Genomic DNA, 19,626 nt, shown 5'->3' on the forward strand with positions numbered 1-19,626 from the left:
CTTTGGAAAGTGCGAGGACATTCGCCGGCGAGCCGGCGCCTACAGGGCGGGTCAGGCCACGCGATAGCCGGGCCGGATGATCTTCAGGCTCAGGCCGCAGGTCAGGACAAAAGGCACCACCAGGGCGATGACCATGCCAATCACGAACGTCGGGATGTACTGGGGAATGATCGAGATGAACCCCGGCAGCCCACCGACACCGATGGCCGAGGCCTGGACCTTGTTCAGCGAGAGAAAGATGCTGCCCAGGGCCGAGCCGATCAGCGCGGCGTAGAAGGGAAACTTGTAGCGCAGGTTGACGCCGAACATCGCCGGCTCGGTGATGCCGAAGTAGGCGGAAATCGCCGAGGTCGAGGCCATGCTGCGATCACGAGCGTTGCGGCTCATGGTGAACACCGCCAGGGCCGCGCTGCCTTGGGCCAGGTTGGACATGACGATCATCGGCCAGATAAAAGTGCCGCCCTGGGTGGCGATCAGTTGCAGGTCGACGGCCAGGAACATGTGGTGCATGCCAGTGATCACCAGCGGTGCGTAGAGCAGACCGAAGATGGCGCCGCCGAGCATGGGCGCCAGCTCGAACAGGGTGACCACGCCTTCGGTGATGAGGATTCCCAGGTGCCGGGTCACCGGCCCGATGATCGCCAGGGCCAGTACGCCGGTGACCACGATGGTGGTGATGGGTACCACCAGCAGGGTGATGGCGTTGGGCACCCGGGCGCGCAGCCATTTTTCGATCACGCTCATCACATAGGCCGCCAGCAGGATCGGCAGGATCTGCCCCTGGTAGCCCACCTTCTCGATCTGGAACAGACCGAAGATGTCGAAGTACGGCAGGCTCTGGCCGTCCAACCCGGCCACGGCCTTGCCATAGTTCCAGGCATTGAGCAGGTCCGGGTGGACCAGCATCAGCCCCAGGACAATGCCGAGGATCTCGCTGCCGCCAAAGCGCTTGGCCGCCGACCAGCCCACCAGGGCCGGGAGGAATACGAAGGAGGTGTTGGCCATCAGGTTGATCAGGCTCCAGAGCCCATCCAGCCCCGGGTACGCCTCAAGCAGGGTCTTGCCCTCGATGAACATGCCCTTGGCGCCCAGCAGATTGTTCACCCCCATCAGCAGGCCGGCGATGATCAGGGCCGGCAGGATGGGCATGAACACATCGGAGAACACCCGCACCAGACGCTGCATGGCGTTGGTCTTTTCCGCGCCCTTCTGCTTCACGTCGGCAATGGTGGAAACCGCGAGCCCCGTCTGCTCACGCAGGGCCGCGTAGACCTTCTCTACCTCGCCAGGGCCGATCACCACCTGGAACAGGCCACCGGTGAAGAACGAGCCCTTGACCAGATCGATCTGGTTGAGGGTGGCGCTGTCGACCAGGCTCGGGTCCTTGAGGGCCAGGCGCAGGCGGGTCACGCAGTGGGCTGCCTGTTCGAGGTTGTCGGCGCCACCGAGGCTGTGCAGCAACTCGCTGGCGATCGTTGAATAGTCGTGGCTCATGCTTGTTCTTCCACCTGAGATTTTTGTTATTGGCAGCACGCCGAGGGGCAAATTACTCGTCTGTACGAGTTAAATCAATAACTCGTACAGACGAGTTTGAAATTTTCTTCCGGCGTGGCCCTGCCCCATGCTTTTTCCACCCGCTAAAGCATCACCAGGGCGCATGGACAAATGCCCCGTCCAGCCCTTAAGGTGCCTGCCTTGAGCACAGTCCGGCACAGAGCCATCCCATGAGCAAATACAACCAGATCTACAGCGATCTGCTTGCCAGCATCACCACCGAACGTCTTGAGCGTGGCGCCCGCCTGCCTTCGGAAAGCGAACTGATGGACAGCTACCAGGCCAGTCGCGGCACCGTGCGCAAGGCCATCGAACTGCTGCAGGAGCGCGGTTTCGCGCAGAAGATCCACGGCAAGGGCACCTTCGTGCTCTCGCCCAATCCCATCGAGTTCCAACTGGGCGGCATCGTCAGCTTCCAGGAAACCTATCCACGCCTGGGGGATGACGTCAGCACCGAGGTGGTGGAGTTCAGCCAGTTCCCCCTGCAAGGCGCCCTGCGCAACCATCTGCAGGCGCAAGAAGGCAGCCTGATCACACGGATCAAGCGCGTGCGGCGAATCGACGGCAAGCGGGTGATTCTCGACATCAACCATTTTGTCGCCGAGCTGATTCCGGGGCTGGACCGGCAGATCGCCGAGCATTCGATCTACGCCTACATCGAACAGACCCTGCAACTGAACATCAGCTATGCCCAGCGCACCATCGAGGCCAGCCCGCGGAGCAAGGACGATCAGCAACTGCTCGACCTGGACGGCCAGAGCCATGTGATCGTGGTCAGCAACCAGACCTTTCTCCAGGACGGACGGCAGTTCGAGTACACCGAATCACGGCACACCCTGGACAAGTTCTACTTCTCCGACGTGGCCCGGCGCTAAGCCCTACCCCGTCAGCCCAGCAGGGCCACCAGCTCACCGCTGAGGGGGCCGATGCGCTTCGACTCCTTGGCGGTGTTCACCTGCTGTGCCACCCGCGCCACCTCGATCACCGGGTGCTTGAGAGGGTAACCGCCCTTGCTGTCCAGCCAGCTCAGAACCTCCGCCAGATGCCACAGCGAGGTGCTGCCCTCATGGATCGCCAGGGGAAAACTGTCGGCGTGGCCGAGCATCAGCTTGCGCATGTTCTGCCGGGACACGCCGACGATCTCGGCGATCTCGCTGAGGCCGACAAAGTCCGGGCTGGCCTCCACCAGCCGCGCCTCGGGGATGATGCGCTTGATATCCCCCAGGGCACTGAGCAGCGCCGCTTCGGCACTCTCGGCCTCGCGACTGAACTCCAGGGCCAGGCGCCCGGCCAGACCGGTGCCCACCAGGGCGTCGGTGCAGCCCGCCGCACCGAGGCGCTCCACCAGTTGCAGCGGATCGCAGCCCTCCAGCGGCAGCAGATAGTTGAGGGTGAACAGGTATTCCATGGTGCTTACTCCTGACGGGCTGCCGGCGCCTTGGCCCCACGCAGCTGATTCACAGTGCAGTTGTCGATCACCCGGCATATTGCCCGGGCGTGCTGGGTCGGGTTCTTCGGCGTACGCCAGACACTGGTGATGCAGAACTCGCCGCAGCGGCACACTTCGTTGTTATACGGGCAGTAGATCCGCCCCCACGCATGGCCAGCACCGACCTCGATTCGCCAGCTCTGCCATTCGGCGTAGCGCAGAGCCATTTCAATGTCCTTCTTGGGATGAGTTGCACGAGCCATCCATAGCCTCCAGTATCGCCAGTCATGCAGGGTTGTCAACTGACAACCTTGTGCAATCCGATCAAACCCGCGCCACGAACAAGCCGCAGCAAAAACAGCGGGGGGAGACCCAAGGGTAGAGAGAAGCCCGGGGCAGAGCGCCGAACATGTCTTACGTGATATTGCCGGAAGGTGAAAAAGCAGCGTTTCTAAAGGTTCTGCAACACAAATGCCGATGTGTAACGGATTCAATCTCCGCAGAAACGACAATGGCGATCGATCCCCGAAGGTCCCGATCGCCATTGGTTAAAGCCAGTGGATCAAGCGCCGATCACTCGGCCCCAATCATTCCCACTCGATCGTTGCCGGCGGCTTGCTCGACACGTCGTAAGTGACGCGGGAGATGCCTTCGATTTCGTTGATGATCCGGCCGCTGACGGTTTCCAGCAGCTCGTAAGGCAGGTGTGCCCAACGGGCGGTCATGAAGTCGATGGTTTCCACCGCGCGCAGGGCCACGACCCAGGCGTAACGGCGGCCATCGCCGACCACACCGACGGATTTCACTGGCTGGAACACGACGAATGCCTGGCTGACCTTGTGGTACCAGTCGGCCTTGCGCAGTTCTTCGATGAAGATGTGGTCGGCGCGACGCAGCAGGTCGGCGTATTCCTTCTTCACTTCACCCAGGATGCGCACCCCCAGGCCCGGGCCCGGGAACGGGTGACGGTAGACCATGTCGTACGGCAGGCCCAGCTCCAGGCCCAGACGGCGGACTTCGTCCTTGAACAGCTCGCGCAGCGGTTCAACCAGCTTGAGGTTCATTTCTTCTGGCAGGCCGCCCACGTTGTGGTGCGACTTGATCACGTGGGCCTTGCCGCTTTTCGCGCCAGCCGACTCGATCACGTCCGGGTAGATGGTGCCCTGGGCCAGGTACTTGATGTTTTCCAGCTTGCAGGATTCGGCATCGAACACGTCGATGAAGGTACGGCCGATGATCTTGCGCTTCTTCTCAGGGTCCGACTCGCCGGCCAGGTTGTTGAGGAACTGCTCCTCGGCGTTGGCGCGGATCACCTTGACGCCCATGTTCTCGGCGAACATGGCCATCACTTGCTCGCCTTCGTGCAGGCGCAGCAGGCCGTTGTCGACGAAAACGCAGGTCAGCTGGTCGCCGATGGCCTTGTGCAGCAGGGCCGCCACCACCGAGGAGTCGACACCGCCGGACAGGCCCAGCAGGACGTTGTCGGTGCCAACCTGGGCACGGATCTGGGCAATGGCGTCTTCGGCGATCTTCGACGGGGTCCACAGCGCTTCACAGCCGCAGATGTCGAGGATGAAGCGCGACAGGATGCGGCCGCCCTGCTTGGTGTGGGTCACTTCCGGGTGGAACTGCACGCCGTAGTAGCGCAGGTCATCGTTGAACATGCCGGCAATCGGGCAGCTCGGGGTGCTGGCCAGGATGTGGAAATCCTTTGGCATCTTGGTGACCTTGTCACCGTGGCTCATCCACACGTCGAGACCGAACAGGCCGTCGGCGTCGACGTGGTCTTCGATGCCGTCCAGCAGGCGGCTCTTGCCCACCACATCAACCCGGGCATAACCGAATTCGCGCAGCTCGGAACCTTCGACCTTGCCGCCCATTTGCTCGGCCATGGTCTGCATGCCGTAGCAGATGCCGAAGACCGGAACGCCCAGGTCGAACACCGCTTGTGGGCAGCGAGGGCTGTTGGCTTCGTGCACGGACTCGGGACCGCCGGCGAGGATGACGCCTTTGGGAGCGAATTCGCGGATCGCTTCGTCGTCCATGTCGAACGGATGCAGTTCGCAGTAGACCCCGATCTCGCGCACGCGGCGGGCGATCAGTTGGGTGTACTGGGAACCGAAGTCGAGGATCAGAATGCGGTGGGCGTGAATGTCGAGGGCCATGGTCAGTCTCGTCTAATTTCAGAAACGACACGGGGCTGAAAAACACAGCCCCGGTTACTAAATTCGTCAATCGCCTCCGGGCCTGGGCCTGGAGGCGATCACTATCAACCTACGCGATAGTTTGGCGCTTCCTTGGTGATCTGCACGTCGTGGACGTGGGATTCAGCCATGCCGGCGCCGGTGATGCGGACAAACTCCGGCTTGGTGCGCATTTCTTCGATGTTGGCGCTACCGGTGTAGCCCATGGAAGAACGCAGGCCGCCCATCAGCTGATGGATGATCGCAGTCAGGGAGCCCTTGTACGGCACGCGACCTTCGATCCCTTCCGGCACCAGCTTCTCGGCACCCGCGGAGGAGTCCTGGAAGTAGCGGTCGGAAGAGCCCTGGGCCTGGGACATGGCGCCCAGGGAACCCATGCCACGGTAAGCCTTGTAGGAACGACCCTGGAACAGTTCGATCTCGCCCGGCGCCTCTTCGGTACCGGCGAACATCGAGCCCATCATCACGCAGGAGGCACCGGCCACGATGGCCTTGGACAGGTCACCGGAGAAACGGATACCGCCGTCGGCGATCAGCGGAACGCCCGTGCCGACCAGTGCCGCTGCAACATTGGCGATCGCGCTGATTTGCGGCACGCCGACACCGGCAACGATGCGGGTGGTGCAGATCGAGCCAGGGCCGATACCGACCTTGACCGCGTCGGCGCCGGCTTCGGCCAGGGCCTTGGCTGCAGCGCCAGTGGCGATGTTGCCGCCGATCACCTGCACTTGCGGGAAGTTCTCTTTGACCCAGCGAACGCGGTCGATCACGCCCTTGGAGTGACCGTGGGCGGTGTCGACCACCACCACGTCGACACCGGCATTGACCAGCGCAGCAACGCGATCGCCCGTGTCTTTGCCGGTACCGACCGCAGCGCCGACACGCAGACGACCTTGATCGTCCTTGCTGGCCAGCGGGTAGGCCTTGGCTTTTTCGATGTCGTTGACGGTCATCATGCCCTTGAGGGCAAAGGCGTCATCGACGATCAGCACGCGTTCGATACGGTGCTTGTGCAGCAGCTCACGGACGGCGGTCTTGTCGGCGCCTTCCTTGACAGTGACCAGGCGCTCTTTAGGCGTCATCACTTCGCGGACACTGGCTTCCAGACGGCTTTCGAAACGCACGTCGCGGGAAGTCACGATGCCCACCAGATCGCCGTTGTGCAGCACGGGCACACCGGAGATGTTGTGCATGTTGGTCAGTTCGAGCAGGTCACGCACGGTGGCGTCGGCTTCGATGGTGATGGGGTCTTTGACCACACCGGCTTCGAAACGCTTGACCTTGCGCACTTCGGCAGCTTGCTGCTCGATGGTCATGTTCTTGTGGATGATGCCGATGCCGCCTTCCTGAGCCATGGCGATTGCCAGACGGGCTTCAGTGACGGTGTCCATGGCGGCGGAAACCAGTGGAATATTCAGCTCGATGCCACGGGTCAAACGGGTCTTTAGACTGACTTCATTAGGCAGTACTTCGGAATAACCGGGCACTAAGAGGATGTCGTCGAAGGTGAGGGCTTCTTGGCTGATACGCAGCATCGCGGGGGCTCCCGGGCGGGAAAATGGAAGCGCGCCATTATACTCAGACACCTACCCGGGCTCAATGTAAAACTCTGTCTAATATCACTGGAGTGATAGATGGAGATATCAGCGCGCTACAACTCGACCTTGACCCAACTTATCGGTTGATCCAGCCAGTCGGCAAACTCGTCGATAAAACTCTGTTTGAAACCCGCTTCGGCCCAGTTGTTGAAGATAAAGCCCAAGTTGGAAAAGCCGCATTCCTGAAGAAACAGAAAGCCGTTGATGTCATCTTCATGACCGCACTCGGGACAGGTGAAGTTATCGGTGCGCCCCGGCATCCAGTCTTCCAGGCTCTCGAACAGCGCTTCACCCACTTCCTGGCGGCATTCGGCACAGCCGGCTTCTTCGAGAAAGCCCTTGGCCGGGGTATAGATGCAGCGTTTGGTGATGATCTCCAGACCATTGATCGGCTCGCCGAAAGGCAGCGCCTGCGGCCGCAGCACCACCTCCCGTGCCCCCGGCGCAATCGCATGGCCCATACGATTGCCGGTGCGCCCGCACGTGCTCAGGGTTTCCTCGACGATGTTCTTGCGCACCAGCCAGCGCACAATGGCCCGAGCCCGGGGCTCGTGCACCGGCAGGGTGGATATTTTCGGGACGAGGATGCTTTGCGAGTTCATGGATAAGCCTGAAACGTGCGGGACAGTACGAACGCGTTCGCCGGCAAACCGGCTCCTGGCATCAATTGTAGGAGCCGGCGTGCCGGCGAACGAATTTAAAGGCCCGCAGCTTAATCCCTGAACCCCGCAGGTCAAGTGCTCAGAAAGCGCCCGATCAAGGCAACACCACTGGCCAGCACCAGCCAGGTCACCAGGCGCACAAAGGCCTCCCGGGACAACCTCATGGTCAAGCGCCGTCCCCCCCATAGACCCAACGCCATCGCCGGCAACAAGCACACCGCCAACAGCAACAGCGGCAACTCGGCATAGACCCCGGCCAAGGCAAACAGACTCAAGCGCACCACGGTACTGCAACTGATCAACGCACTTTGAGTGGCCCGTGCCGGGTCCTTGGGCAAACGACTGTTCAGGTAAATGGCATATAAAAAGCCGCCACTACCGAACAAGGCGCCAAACATTCCTCCCACTATTCCCATCGGCACCGACCAGCCGGCCGCCAACTGAGCCGGGCGTACCCTCACCCACAAGCTGTAGATGGCATAGGCACTGATAAACAGCCCCATTAATAGAAGCAGCAGATCGGACTTGAGGTTGAGCAGAAAGATCACCCCCAAGGTGCAGCCCAGCGCCATGCAGGGCAGCAGGCGCAACAGCTCCGGCTTGACCACGTCCTTGCGCGATGGCAGCAGGTTGCCGAAGGCTGCGACAAAGTCGAGCAGCACCAACAGCGGCACGATTTTCGACAACGGCATGAACAGGATCAGGACCGGTCCCGCCACCAGCGCCGTGCCGAAACCGGCGATGCCAAACACGATGTACGCCAGCGCGATGCCCAGGCCGATCGCCAACCAACCACCCGGGCCGAAAGACCACTGGTTCAAACCTTCGATTACCACGCTCATCACTGCGACTTCCCCAAGCGGATCAGCAATGACTTTAGCCAGCGGCGAGCCTTGCGACTAATATCATCAAAGCCTTCAACCCATCGCAAAAAGGCATGCCTTGTGATTTCAACCCGTCAACTGCGCTATTTCGTGGAAATCGCCGAATGCGGCAGCTTCAGCGCTGCGGCAGAACGCCTGTTTGTCGCCCAATCAGCCCTTAGCCGGCAGATCAAGGAACTGGAAAGCCAGCTGCAAACCCCACTGTTCCAACGCACTGCCCGCCAGCCTCGGCTGACCGCCGCCGGTGAAGCCTTCCTGCCCAAGGCACGCAACCTGCTGAGCGAACTGCACAAGGCCGCCGAGCTGGCCACCCAGGTCGGCCAGGGGCAACTGGGTACTCTGCGCCTCAGTCACTCAAGCACCGTGCCCATGAGCGGCCGTCTGCTTGGAGGCATCAGCGAGTATCTACAGGCGTGCCCCGGCGCTTCGATGGACATCGTCAAGCTGTCGTCCGAGGCGCAGTTGCAAGAACTCGCCGAAGGCCGGCTGGATGCTGGCCTGCTGCGCCTGCCGGTACTGCGCCAATGCGAGGGAGTGCAAATCGTGCCCTTGTTCAGCGAACCCCTGCTGCTGGCATTGCCACCGCAGCATCCCCTGGCCCTTGATCCACCGGCCCACGGCGTGGAGCTTGCACAACTGCGTAACGAAGCCTTTATCTCCATCCCCCATCCCCAGCGTGGGGGTTTGAGCTATCTGTCGGCGCAGCTGTGCATGCGCCAGGGATTCTTTCCCAAAGCGGCGCGAGTGATGTCACGCAAGACCACTCAACTGCAGTTGATCCAGGCCGGTTTCGGCGTTGCCCTGCTGCCCGAATCGATGCAGGACATCGCCCCGGCCAACGTGCGTTTCCTGCCTCTGGCCGATAGCGATTGCCAGAGCACCGTCGCCCTCGCCTATCGGCAAGACACCACACCGCTGGTGGCGCAGTTTGTCGAACAGCTGCGCAATCATTGGCAATCGAATTGCGTTGTTCCATGGACTGACAGCCCCTTAAACTGCGCCCCATGATTAAAGATCCCTTTGCACGACTCGGCCTGGACCGCGAGGTCCTCACTGTCACCCAGCTCAACGGCCGCGCCCGGGTGCTGCTCGAGGACGTGTTCAGCAACATCTGGGTCGAAGGCGAGATCTCCAACCTCGCTCGCCCGGCTTCCGGCCATGTCTACTTCACCCTCAAGGACAGCGGCGCCCAGGTGCGTTGCGCGCTGTTCCGGCAGAACGCCGCGCGGGTCCGCCAGGCGCTGAAGGACGGCCTGGCGGTCAAGGTCCGGGGCAAGGTTTCGCTGTTCGAGGGGCGCGGCGACTACCAACTGATTCTCGACACCGTGGAGCCCGCCGGTGATGGTGCCCTGCGCCTGGCTTTCGATGCACTCAAGGAAAAGCTCAGCGCCGAGGGGCTGTTCAGTGCCGAACGCAAAGTGCCGTTACCGGCCCATCCGCAACGCATCGGCATTATCAGCTCCCCCACTGGCGCGGTGATCCGCGACATCATCAGCGTGTTCCGCCGCCGTGCGCCCCAGGTGGCACTGACGCTGATCCCCACTGCCGTGCAAGGTCGCGAGGCCACGGCGCAGATCGTCCGGGCCCTGCAACTGGCCGATGCCCGAGGCTTCGATGCCTTGATCCTGGCTCGGGGCGGCGGCTCTCTGGAAGACCTCTGGTGCTTCAACGAAGAGGCGGTAGCTCGGGCGGTGGATGCCTGCGTGACGCCGATCGTCAGCGCCGTCGGCCATGAAACCGACGTATCCATCAGCGATTTCGTCGCTGACGTACGGGCCCCCACCCCTTCCGCCGCCGCTGAACTGCTGGCACCCGACGCCAGCGATCTGCAACACCGGGTCGACAGCCTGCATCGCCGCCTGGTGATGCGCATCCGCGACCGGCTGATGCGCGACCGCTTGCGCCTCGACGGTCTGGCCCGCCGCCTGCGCCATCCCGGCGAACGCCTGCGCCAGCAGGCACAACGCCTGGATGACCTGGATATGCGCATGCGCAGGGCCTTCGAGCGCAACCTCAATACCCGTCGCGAGCGCCTGATCCGCCTGGAAACCCGCCTCGGCGCCCAGCATCCGGGACGACAACTGGCCCTATTGCGCCAGCGCCTGGACAGCCTCGCCGAACGCCTGCCCCGAGCCATGCGCGAAGGCCTGAAAGCACGACGCCTGCAGTTGCACAGTCAGATGCAAACCCTGCATGTGGTCAGCCCCCTGGCCACCCTGGGACGCGGCTATAGCATTCTTCTGGACGACCGCGGCCACGCCATCCGCACTGCCGCACAGACCCGCAATGGCCAGCGCCTTACCGCCCGCCTGGGCGAAGGTGAACTGCAGGTGCGAGTCGAAGACAACCACCTGACGCCTGTCACTCTTTCTCTACTGGACTGATCCATGCCGCGCTTTCTCACTTCCCTGCTGTTGCTGTGCCTGGCCTTCAACGCCAACGCCGACAGCTACATCACTCGCCTGTTGAACAAACCCGTGCCTGGTGGCGTGGCGGTGGTGGACCTGGGCAGCGCAGCCCAGGCGCCCAAGGTCAGCTACCAGGGTAAACCCGTGCTGGTGGTGAAGGAGCAGAACAACTGGCTGGCCATTGTCGGTATCCCGTTGACGGTCAAGCCAGGCACCCAGCAGATCAGCGCCGGCAACCGCAGCCTGAACTTCGTGGTGGGCAGTAAAAAATACCCCGAGCAGCACATCACCCTGAAGAACCAGCGCCAGGTCAATCCAAACCCGGCAGACCTGAAACGCATCGATGGAGAACTGGCAGAGCAACTCCGTGCCTATCGCAGTTTCAGCCCCAACACCCCGAGCAATCTACTGCTGGACAAGCCAGTGAACGGGCCGCTGTCGAGCAGGTTCGGAGTGCGCCGGTTCTTCAACGGCGAGGAGCGCAATCCCCACGCCGGCCTGGACTTCGCAGTGCCGGCAGGCACACCGATCAAGACTCCGGCAGCCGGCAAGGTGATCCTGACCGGCAACTACTTTTTCAATGGCAACACGGTGTTCGTCGACCACGGCCAGGGCTTTATCAGCATGTTCTGCCACATGTCGAAGATTGACGTGAAGGTGGGTCAGTCCCTGGCTCGCGGGGCAGTCGTCGGCAAGGTGGGGGCGACCGGACGCGCTACCGGCCCACACATGCACTGGAATATCAGCCTGAACGATGCCCGGGTCGATCCGGCAATCTTTATCGGGGCGTTTCAGCCCTGATCCCGAGCCCTCGTCGCCGGCAAGCCGGCCTCCCCTGAGAATTGCGCAGCCCATCACGACTGCGCAATCGTTAGTATTCTTTCAAAGAATAGGCAGCATAAAATCTCGATATAGATTCGATTTCGAGTATTCCTCTCAATTTTTTTCGACTGCTTGCCATCTCTCACCTCAGTGGTTAGGGTTGAGCACATGAAAACCTCTCACACCCTCATTCAGCGTCGTCAACACCGGAGCCTCTGCCTCGTCAGCGCACGACTGCCAGGCTGAATCGCGGTGCCTCATCCCCCTGCGTCAACACTGCACTCTTGACTCACCGGCAGGCCGCCTCTTTTCGGCCCGGACCATAAGGATCTCTCCATGACCATGCTCAAAGACCCCTCCTCCAAGTACCGCGCGTTCCCGACCATCAACTTGCCGGACCGCACCTGGCCGTCGAAAACCATCACCCGCGCGCCGATCTGGTGCAGCTCGGACTTGCGTGATGGCAACCAGTCGCTGATCGAGCCGATGGATGCGGTCAAGAAGCTGCGTTTCTGGAAGACCCTGGTGGCCGTTGGCGTAAAAGAGATCGAGGCTTCGTTCCCTGCCGCCTCGCAAACCGACTTCGACTTCGTGCGCACCCTGATCGAAGGCGGCCACATCCCGGACGACACCACCATCCAGGTGCTGACCCAGGCCCGTGAAGACCTGATCGCCCGCACCTTCGAATCCTTGCGTGGTGCCAAGAAAGCCATCGTCCACCTGTACAACGCCACCAGCCCTTCGTTCCGCCGCATTGTCTTCAACCAGGACAAGGCCGGTGTGAAAGAAATCGCGGTGAACGCGGCCAAGCTGTTCGTCAAATACGCCGCCCAGCAGCCGGAAACCCAATGGCAGTTCGAATACTCCCCAGAAACCTTCAGCGCCACCGAACTGGAGTTCGCCAAGGAAGTCTGCGACGCCGTGGTGGAAGTCTGGAACGCGACGCCGACCAACAAGGTGATCCTCAACCTGCCGGCCACCGTTGAAGTGGCGACACCCAATATCTATGCCGACCAGATCGAGTGGTTCTGCCGCCACATCAACCGTCGTGACAGCGTGCTCATCAGCCTGCACACCCACAACGACCGTGGCACTGGCGTAGCCGCCACCGAGTTGGGCCTGATGGCGGGCGCCGACCGTGTCGAAGGCTGCCTGTTCGGCAACGGCGAACGTACCGGCAACGTCGACCTGGTCACCGTGGCCTTGAACCTCTATACCCAGGGCGTCGATCCGGAGCTGGACTTTTCCGATATCGACGGCGTACGCAAAGTGGTGGAAGAGTGCAACCAGATTGCCGTGCACCCACGTCACCCATATGTCGGTGACCTGGTCCACACCGCCTTCTCCGGCTCCCACCAGGACGCGATCCGCAAGGGCTTCGCCCAGCAGAAAGCCGACGGCTTGTGGGAAGTACCGTACTTGCCGATCGACCCGGCCGACATCGGTCGCAGCTACGAGGCGGTCATCCGCGTCAACAGTCAGTCGGGCAAAGGCGGTATCGCCTACCTGTTGGAACAGGAATACGGCATCAGCTTGCCGCGCCGCATGCAGATCGAGTTCAGCCAGGTGGTACAACGTGAAACCGACCGCCTGGGTCTGGAGATGACCGCCCAGCAAATCCACGCGCTTTTGCACAGCGAATACTTGCAGGCCAACACTCCGTACGCGCTGGTCAGCCATCGCCTGCAGGAAGAAAACGGCCACAGCGCCGTGGAAGTGGAAGTGTCGAGCAAGGGCCAGGGCGAAACCAACCTGAGCTGGCGCGGCAAGGGCAATGGCGCCCTGGAAGCCCTGGTGGCCGGTCTGCCGATTCCTGTAGAGATCATGGACTACAACGAACACGCCATTGGTGCGGGCACCAACGCCAAGGCGGCGGCCTACATCGAACTGCGGGTCAACGGTGAACGTGCGGTCCACGGTGTTGGTATCGACGAAAACATCACCACTGCCAGCTTCAAGGCGCTGTTCAGTGCCCTGAACCGCTCCCTGAGCGAGCAGGAAGCCAAGGCCGCTTAAGCAGCCCTGATAAAAAAGGCCCCGGGGAGTTCTGCTCCTCGGGGCCTTTTTGTATCTGGCCTTGAGCTAACTCAGGCATGCACATCGACGCTGAACATGGCCTGCAACAAGGCTGCCTGCAACACTTGCAAGGTGCTGTTGGTTACGGCGATCTGGGTCTGGATCTCCATCACTTGCTGGACTTTCTGCTCATCGCTGGCCTGCCCCTTCTCGACACTGGCCAATTGCGCCTGTTGCTGTGCCAGTATCTTCTGGGTCTGTTCGATCTGCTTCTGCAACTGCTTGACCGGATCGCCTCCGCCTTTCACCGCATCGATACTGGCATCCGCAGAGTTGACTCGCAGCTCCTGGTCTTCGGCGTCCTTGTTTTCAGCCACTGGCGCCAGCGGGCTGGTGCTGGTGTCTTCGGCTTCCCCCATCTTGGCTTTCGGCGCGGACAGCGGGTAAGGATTGACGACATTGGCATTGATGGTAGTCATGAGTGATTCCTCCTGAATGTCCGTCCTATCGGCTTTCATCCCTGAAGCTTGATATCGGCAACCTGTAAAAAAGTGTGCTGCCGCGCCCAATCCTTCTAGGTGAACATGAAGGTATCGGCGTCGAGATTCGCGGGAAAGCGTGCTCGATAGGCCGCCAACTCGCCGGCGCTCAAACGTACCTGGAACACCCCATCCGCCTCACCGGCACTGAGCAGGGTCTCGCCCTGGTAGTCCAACACCTGGCTGTCACCGGTATACGCAAAGCCCTTGCCGTCGGTACCTACCCGGTTCACCGCAGCGACATAACACAGGTTTTCAATGGCTCGGGCCGGCAACAAGCGGTTCCAGTGCAGCCGCCGAGCCCCGGGCCAGTTGGCGGTGTACAGCAGCAGATCAGTGTCCTGGGCATCGCGGCTCCACACCGGAAAACGCAGGTCGTAGCAGATCAGCGGACGAATCCGCCACCCCTTGAGTTCGAACTGTACCTGGCGCTCACCTGGGGTGAAGTGATTGTGCTCGCCGGCCATGCGGAACAGGTGGCGCTTGTCGTAATGCCAGACTTCACCGTCGGGACGCGCCCACAACAGGCGGTTGCGATGGCTGCCGTCTGCCGCCTGGATGATCACACTGCCAGTGATCACCGCATCGAGCTTCTTCGCCTGGCAGCGCAGCCATTTGCTGGTGGGGCCGTTCTCCGCCTCAGCCAGGGTGCTGGACTCCATGGAGAAACCGGTGGTGAACATTTCCGGGAGGATGATCAGGTCCGCACCGCGGGCCTGCTCCAGCAACTGCTCGAAATGCTCGAAATTGGCCTGGCGGTCATGCCAGGCCAGGGTGGTCTGGATCAATGCCAGATTCAGATCGGGTAACGCACTCAGATCACGCATAGTTTCTCCGCTGCCTGACGCAGCGTCTCCTCGCGCTTGGCAAAACACAGACGTACCAGACGCTGCCCCTGGGGCGGCTGCTGATAGAACACCGACACCGGAATGGCTGCCACGCCGTGTTCGCGGGTCATCCAGGTTGCCATGTCGACGTCATTCAAGTCTGGACGAATCTGCGAATAGTCCACCAGTTGAAAGTAGGTGCCGGCCACCCGGTTAAAGCTGAAGCGCGAAGGGCTCAGCAAGTCGCAGAACAGATCACGCTTGGCCTGGTAGAAGGCCGGTAGCTGCTCGACATGTTCCGGGCATTCGGCCATGAAGTCCGCCAGAGCGTACTGCAAAGGGGTCACGCCGCAGAAGCTGACATATTGATGCACCTTGCGCAGCTCGGCACTCAAGGCCGGTGGCGCTACGACATAACCGGTCTTCCAGCCGGTCACGTGATAGGTCTTGCCGAAGGAGCTGACGACGAAAGCCCGCGGATACAGCTCCTCGTGGGCCAAAACGCTGACATGGGGGACACCGTCAAACACCAGATGCTCATAAACCTCATCGCTGACCAGGTAGATGTCGCGATCACGGATCAGCGCTGCCAGTTGATCCAGTTCGGCACGGCTGATCAAGGCTCCACTGGGGTTGTGCGGCGTGTTGAGAATGATCATCCGTGTACGCGGACTCAGGGCTTCGCCAAGTTTCTGCCAGTCGATGGCAAAGTCATCAAGGCCCAGTTGCACATGCACACAACGGCCGCCGGCCAGTTCCACTGCCGGCTCATAACTGTCGTAACAGGGATCGAAAACGATGACCTCGTCACCGCGCTGAATCACCGCCTGGATGGCACAGAAAATGGCCTGGGTGGCGCCCGGGGTGATGGTCACTTCGCTGTCGGCATTGACCTCGACGCCATAGCTGCGAGCGATTTTCGCCGCCACCTGTTGGCGCAAGGCCGGCAATCCGGTCATGGGGGCGTATTGGTTGTGGCCATTGGCGATATGCCGTCCAACAGCGTCACGCAAGGCTTGGGGACCCTCGAAATCAGGGAAGCCCTGGGACAGATTGAGCGCTCCGGTTTCAACCGCGAGCTGGGACATCTGCGTGAAGATGGTGGTGCCGACATTCGGCAGCTTACTGGTGATCATGAGGATTCCCTGCTGAACACCCGGCTCTACGACGGCGCGGGAGGTCCCGAGAATAGCCCAAACACCGGGCATGAAAAAGGGCGCATAAAGCGCCCTCTTACCCACACAAATCCCGGTCGCTCAGCGCTTGTCGCGGCGCTTCTTGTCGGCCTTCTTGTGGTGCGACATCAAGCGACGCTTCTTGTTGACCTGGCGGTCGGTCAGCGTGTTCTTGTTGCCCTCGTACGGGTTCTCGCCACCCTTGAACTCGATGCGAATTGGCGTGCCCACCAACTTCAGTACACGACGGTAGGTGTTTTCCAGATAACGCACGTAGGACTTGGGCACCTTCTCCACCTGGTTGCCGTGGATCACGATCAGCGGCGGGTTGGCACCACCCAAGTGGGCGTAGCGCAGCTTGATCCGACGGTTGTTGACCATGGGCGGCGCGTGCTCGCCAACGGCGTCTTCGAGAATCTGCGTCAGGCGGCTGGTCGGCCAGCGGGTCACCGCCGACTTGAAGGAGTTCTGCACCGACTGGTAGAGGTTGCCCACGCCGGTTCCGTGCAAGGCCGAGATGAAGTGGATATCGGCGAAGTCGACGAAGAACAACCGGCGCTGCAGCTCGGTCTTCACATAGTCGCGCTCGCTTGGCTGCATGCCGTCCCACTTGTTCAGGGCGATCACCAGGGCCCGACCGGCTTCCAGGGCGAAGCCCAGCAGGTTCAAGTCGTGGTCCACCACCCCTTCCCGGGCGTCCATGACAAAGATCACCACGTTGGCGTCTTTGATCGCTTGCAGGGTTTTGACCACCGAGAACTTTTCAACTTCCTCGTGGATCTTGCCGCGCTTGCGCACACCGGCGGTGTCGATCAGCGTGTACTTCTCGTCGTTACGCTCGAACGGGATGTAGATACTGTCGCGGGTGGTGCCGGGCTGGTCGTAGACGATGACCCGGTCTTCACCGAGCATGCGGTTGACCAGCGTGGATTTACCCACGTTGGGGCGGCCGATGATGGCGATCTTGATCCCGTCTTTCTCGCTCGGACCAGGAATGCGCTTGGCTTCCTCGCCTTCGGCGACGATCTCTTCCTCGCCTTCTTCCGGCTCGTCGGCGTCATCCTTGGGGAACTCGCTCAGGGCGATTTCCAGCATCTGGGTGATGCCGCGGCCATGAGCACCAGCGATTGGAATCGCGTCGCCCATACCCAGTGGCGCGAACTCGGCGCGGGCCATGTCCGGGTCGATGTTATCGACCTTGTTGGCGATCACATAGGAGGTCTTGTTACGTTTGCGCAGGTGTTCGCCAATCATCTGGTCGGCCGCGGTAAACCCGGCCTTGGCGTCCACCAGGAACAACACCACATCAGCTTCTTCGATGGCCAGCAGCGACTGCTCGGCCATCTTTTCATCCATGCCATGTTCGTCACCGGAAATACCACCGGTGTCGATCAGAATATAGGTACGCCCTTGCCACTTGGCCTCACCGTATTGGCGATCACGGGTCAGACCGGACAGGTCGCCAACAATGGCGTCGCGAGTCCGAGTCAGGCGGTTGAACAAGGTGGACTTGCCGACGTTAGGTCGGCCCACCAGGGCGATTACGGGAACCATGCGGCTCTCCACTACGTTAATTGCGAAAATACAAAAGCCGCTGCGAGGCAGCGGCTGGTGCTCGGGGCAGCACCTTGAAGTGCTGCGAACCTTGTCGAGACAAGGCCGCTTGGGGAATCAACCCCAAGCATAGTCAAACCATTACTTGATGGTCAGGGCTTCCAGTTTGCCGCTGTTGCCATACACATAAATCATGTCGCCCACCACCAGCGGACGAGCGCGCAGGCCGTCGCTATCGATGCGGGTACGGCCGACGAAACGACCGTCCACCTGACTCAGCAGGTGCAGGTAACCTTCCAGGTCGCCCACCGCTACGTAGCTGGAGAAGACTTCCGGGGCCGACAGTTGACGACGGGCCAAGGAGTCGTTGCTCCACAGGGCCGTAGTCGAACGCTCGTCCACGCCTTCCACGGTGCCCGACGACAGGCTGACATAGACGCTGCCAAAACCTTGCGCCACACCGGCATAGCTGGAAGCGTCACGCTGCCACAGCGGACGACCGCTCTCCAGGTCCAGGGCAACCACACGTCCCTGATAGCTGGCGACGTACAGGGTACCGCCGGACAGCAGCAAGCCGCCGTCGATGTCCACTACCCGATCCAGCTCGGAACGGCCTTGTGGAATAGCGACACGCTGCTCCCACACCGGCACGCCGTTGCGGATATCCAGCGCCACCACCTTGCCAGTGGAGAGACCGGCCAGGGCCAGACGGTTGGTGGCCAACGGCGCACTGGTGCCCCGCAGGGTCAGTACCGCTGGAGTGCTGTCGTAGAGCCAGAGCTGGTTGCCAGTGCTGGCATCGAGGCCAATCACCCGGTCATCCTGAGTCTGGACCACGACCACGTCACCGTTGGTCGCCGGCGGAGCCAGCACTTCACTGGTGACCCGGGAGCGCCACTTCTCTTCACCGCTGGAAGCATCCAGGGCAACCACTTCGCCTTTCAGAGTGCCGATCATGACCAAGCCGTAACCCACGCCGACGGCGCCGGAAACAGGCAGTTCGAGATCTTTCTTCCATTTGACGTCGCCATTCATGCGATCCATGGAAACCACAACGCCAGTGACGTCGGCGGCATAGATGGTGTCACCATCGATCGCCGGCACCAGCATGTTGTAGGTTTCGCCCTGACCGTCACCGATCGAACGGCTCCACTGCTTCTGCAGGACCACTTCTTCTTTGAAGTCGACCAGTTCAGCCGGCGGCAGTTCTTTCTTGCTGTTGCTGCTGCAACCCGCGGCCAACAAGGCCAGAGCCAGCAATGCTGCATGTTTCCAACGGATCACGTCATGCATCCCCTTTGGCCAGGTCGTCCAGCTTGATTTGTAAGCCACCGACCGCCGCCTCATCCGAGAGCGCCGCCTTGGCTTTTTGGTATGCCGCATGGGCCTCATCCACACGGCCCAACTGGACCAGCAGATCACCCTTGAGTTCTTCGCGAGTCGCCAGGAACGCCTTGTCGGCATCACCCTCGAGCAGCTTCAAGGCCTCGTCAGCCTTGTTCTGCGCCGCCAGCACCTGGGCCAGACGCTGGCGCGCCACTTCACCCAGAGCCGGGCTCGCCGGCTTGTCGAGCACTGCTTTGAGCTGCGCCGCTGCGTCGTCCAGCTTGCCGGTGTCCACGGCTACCTTGGCCACGAACAGGTTGCCGTATTGCGCGTAGGCAGTACCGCCGAACTCGCTGTTGAGCTTGCCGGCCAGGTCTGCAACCCGGGCGGCGTCAGGCTTGCCATCTGGCGTCAGGGTGGTTTCCAGCAGTTGCTGATAGAGCACCGAAGCACCTTGCGACTGATTGTTCTGATACTTGTGCCAGGCCTGCCAGCCGAACACGATAACCAAGGCCAGCAGGCCGCCAGTCACCAGGGGTTTGCCGTTGCGCTGCCACCAGTCTTTCAATTCCGCCAGCTGTTCATCTTCGGTACTCGACACCCCAATACTCCTTATTCGCTAAATCGG

Annotated in this window: 18 protein-coding genes; 5 read left to right on the plus strand and 13 right to left on the minus strand. The window is 61.3% G+C overall.

Annotated elements, in window-relative coordinates:
• Positions 1 to 51: 51 nt before the first annotated feature.
• On the minus strand, positions 52 to 1,494 hold the full coding sequence (gene treP / locus ACMGF8_RS29560; RefSeq protein WP_102860418.1) for a PTS system trehalose-specific EIIBC component: 1,443 nt from the start codon (positions 1,492 to 1,494) through the stop codon (positions 52 to 54).
• Between the two features lie 230 nt (positions 1,495 to 1,724).
• Here treP and treR point away from each other — a divergent pair, with 230 nt between their 5' ends.
• Positions 1,725 to 2,429 (plus strand): trehalose operon repressor, encoded by a 705-nt coding sequence (treR, locus tag ACMGF8_RS29565; RefSeq protein WP_102860417.1) that lies wholly within the window; start codon positions 1,725 to 1,727, stop codon positions 2,427 to 2,429.
• An 11-nt stretch (positions 2,430 to 2,440) separates the two neighbouring features.
• Here the strand turns inward: treR and ACMGF8_RS29570 are convergent, their stop codons facing one another.
• The 6 genes from ACMGF8_RS29570 to ACMGF8_RS29595 all read right to left on the minus strand — a co-directional run bounded on the left by ACMGF8_RS29570 (position 2,441) and on the right by ACMGF8_RS29595 (position 8,289).
• Positions 2,441 to 2,962 (minus strand): helix-turn-helix transcriptional regulator, encoded by a 522-nt coding sequence (locus ACMGF8_RS29570; RefSeq protein WP_102860416.1) that lies wholly within the window; start codon positions 2,960 to 2,962, stop codon positions 2,441 to 2,443.
• Between the two features lie 5 nt (positions 2,963 to 2,967).
• Positions 2,968 to 3,246 carry a hypothetical protein gene (locus tag ACMGF8_RS29575; RefSeq protein ID WP_102860415.1) on the minus strand — a complete coding sequence of 93 codons (279 nt, stop codon included), beginning with the start codon at positions 3,244 to 3,246 and terminating at the stop codon, positions 2,968 to 2,970.
• A gap of 324 nt (positions 3,247 to 3,570) precedes the next feature.
• Positions 3,571 to 5,148: a glutamine-hydrolyzing GMP synthase gene (gene guaA / locus ACMGF8_RS29580; protein WP_102860414.1), complete on the minus strand. Its 1,578-nt coding sequence runs from the start codon at positions 5,146 to 5,148 to the stop codon at positions 3,571 to 3,573.
• A gap of 104 nt (positions 5,149 to 5,252) precedes the next feature.
• A complete protein-coding gene (gene guaB, locus ACMGF8_RS29585) occupies positions 5,253 to 6,722 on the minus strand; it encodes an IMP dehydrogenase (protein ID WP_102860413.1) in 1,470 nt (489 codons plus the stop codon).
• A 116-nt stretch (positions 6,723 to 6,838) separates the two neighbouring features.
• Positions 6,839 to 7,387: a sugar ABC transporter ATPase gene (locus tag ACMGF8_RS29590; RefSeq protein WP_102860412.1), complete on the minus strand. Its 549-nt coding sequence runs from the start codon at positions 7,385 to 7,387 to the stop codon at positions 6,839 to 6,841.
• A gap of 131 nt (positions 7,388 to 7,518) precedes the next feature.
• Positions 7,519 to 8,289, minus strand: a complete 771-nt coding sequence (locus ACMGF8_RS29595) for a sulfite exporter TauE/SafE family protein (protein ID WP_416758142.1) — start codon at positions 8,287 to 8,289, stop codon at positions 7,519 to 7,521.
• A 102-nt stretch (positions 8,290 to 8,391) separates the two neighbouring features.
• On the opposite strand from ACMGF8_RS29595, the gene ACMGF8_RS29600 reads away from it, so the two are divergent.
• From ACMGF8_RS29600 to leuA, 4 genes are all read left to right on the plus strand, one after another.
• Positions 8,392 to 9,339 carry a LysR family transcriptional regulator gene (locus ACMGF8_RS29600; protein ID WP_102860410.1) on the plus strand — a complete coding sequence of 316 codons (948 nt, stop codon included), beginning with the start codon at positions 8,392 to 8,394 and terminating at the stop codon, positions 9,337 to 9,339.
• Positions 9,336 to 10,715 (plus strand): exodeoxyribonuclease VII large subunit, encoded by a 1,380-nt coding sequence (gene xseA / locus ACMGF8_RS29605; protein ID WP_102860409.1) that lies wholly within the window; start codon positions 9,336 to 9,338, stop codon positions 10,713 to 10,715. Before ACMGF8_RS29600 ends, xseA begins: the two co-directional genes overlap by 4 nt.
• A 3-nt stretch (positions 10,716 to 10,718) precedes the next feature.
• Positions 10,719 to 11,540, plus strand: a complete 822-nt coding sequence (locus tag ACMGF8_RS29610) for a peptidoglycan DD-metalloendopeptidase family protein (RefSeq protein WP_416758145.1) — start codon at positions 10,719 to 10,721, stop codon at positions 11,538 to 11,540.
• Positions 11,541 to 11,897: 357 nt separating this feature from the next.
• Positions 11,898 to 13,577 carry a 2-isopropylmalate synthase gene (leuA, locus tag ACMGF8_RS29615; protein WP_102860407.1) on the plus strand — a complete coding sequence of 560 codons (1,680 nt, stop codon included), beginning with the start codon at positions 11,898 to 11,900 and terminating at the stop codon, positions 13,575 to 13,577.
• 71 nt (positions 13,578 to 13,648) lie between these two features.
• Here leuA and ACMGF8_RS29620 read toward each other — a convergent pair whose 3' ends face one another.
• From ACMGF8_RS29620 to ACMGF8_RS29645, 6 genes are all read right to left on the minus strand, one after another.
• Positions 13,649 to 14,056: a hypothetical protein gene (locus tag ACMGF8_RS29620; protein ID WP_102860406.1), complete on the minus strand. Its 408-nt coding sequence runs from the start codon at positions 14,054 to 14,056 to the stop codon at positions 13,649 to 13,651.
• A gap of 95 nt (positions 14,057 to 14,151) precedes the next feature.
• Entirely contained in the window at positions 14,152 to 14,943 is a 792-nt protein-coding gene (locus ACMGF8_RS29625) for an amidohydrolase (protein WP_115580826.1), read from the minus strand.
• Positions 14,931 to 16,079, minus strand: a complete 1,149-nt coding sequence (locus ACMGF8_RS29630) for a pyridoxal phosphate-dependent aminotransferase (protein WP_416758148.1) — start codon at positions 16,077 to 16,079, stop codon at positions 14,931 to 14,933. The genes ACMGF8_RS29625 and ACMGF8_RS29630 overlap by 13 nt, the downstream gene beginning before the upstream one ends.
• A gap of 120 nt (positions 16,080 to 16,199) precedes the next feature.
• Positions 16,200 to 17,672, minus strand: a complete 1,473-nt coding sequence (gene der / locus ACMGF8_RS29635; protein ID WP_011063203.1) for a ribosome biogenesis GTPase Der — start codon at positions 17,670 to 17,672, stop codon at positions 16,200 to 16,202.
• A gap of 141 nt (positions 17,673 to 17,813) precedes the next feature.
• On the minus strand, positions 17,814 to 18,965 hold the full coding sequence (gene bamB, locus ACMGF8_RS29640) for an outer membrane protein assembly factor BamB (protein ID WP_102860403.1): 1,152 nt from the start codon (positions 18,963 to 18,965) through the stop codon (positions 17,814 to 17,816).
• Positions 18,958 to 19,599, minus strand: a complete 642-nt coding sequence (locus tag ACMGF8_RS29645) for a tetratricopeptide repeat protein (protein WP_102860402.1) — start codon at positions 19,597 to 19,599, stop codon at positions 18,958 to 18,960. The genes bamB and ACMGF8_RS29645 overlap by 8 nt, the downstream gene beginning before the upstream one ends.
• Positions 19,600 to 19,626 lie beyond the last annotated feature (27 nt).

Origin of the sequence: Pseudomonas sp. BNK-7 (assembly GCF_048072025.1) — a bacterium.
In the GTDB taxonomy this organism is placed as follows: domain Bacteria; phylum Pseudomonadota; class Gammaproteobacteria; order Pseudomonadales; family Pseudomonadaceae; genus Aquipseudomonas; species Aquipseudomonas danubii.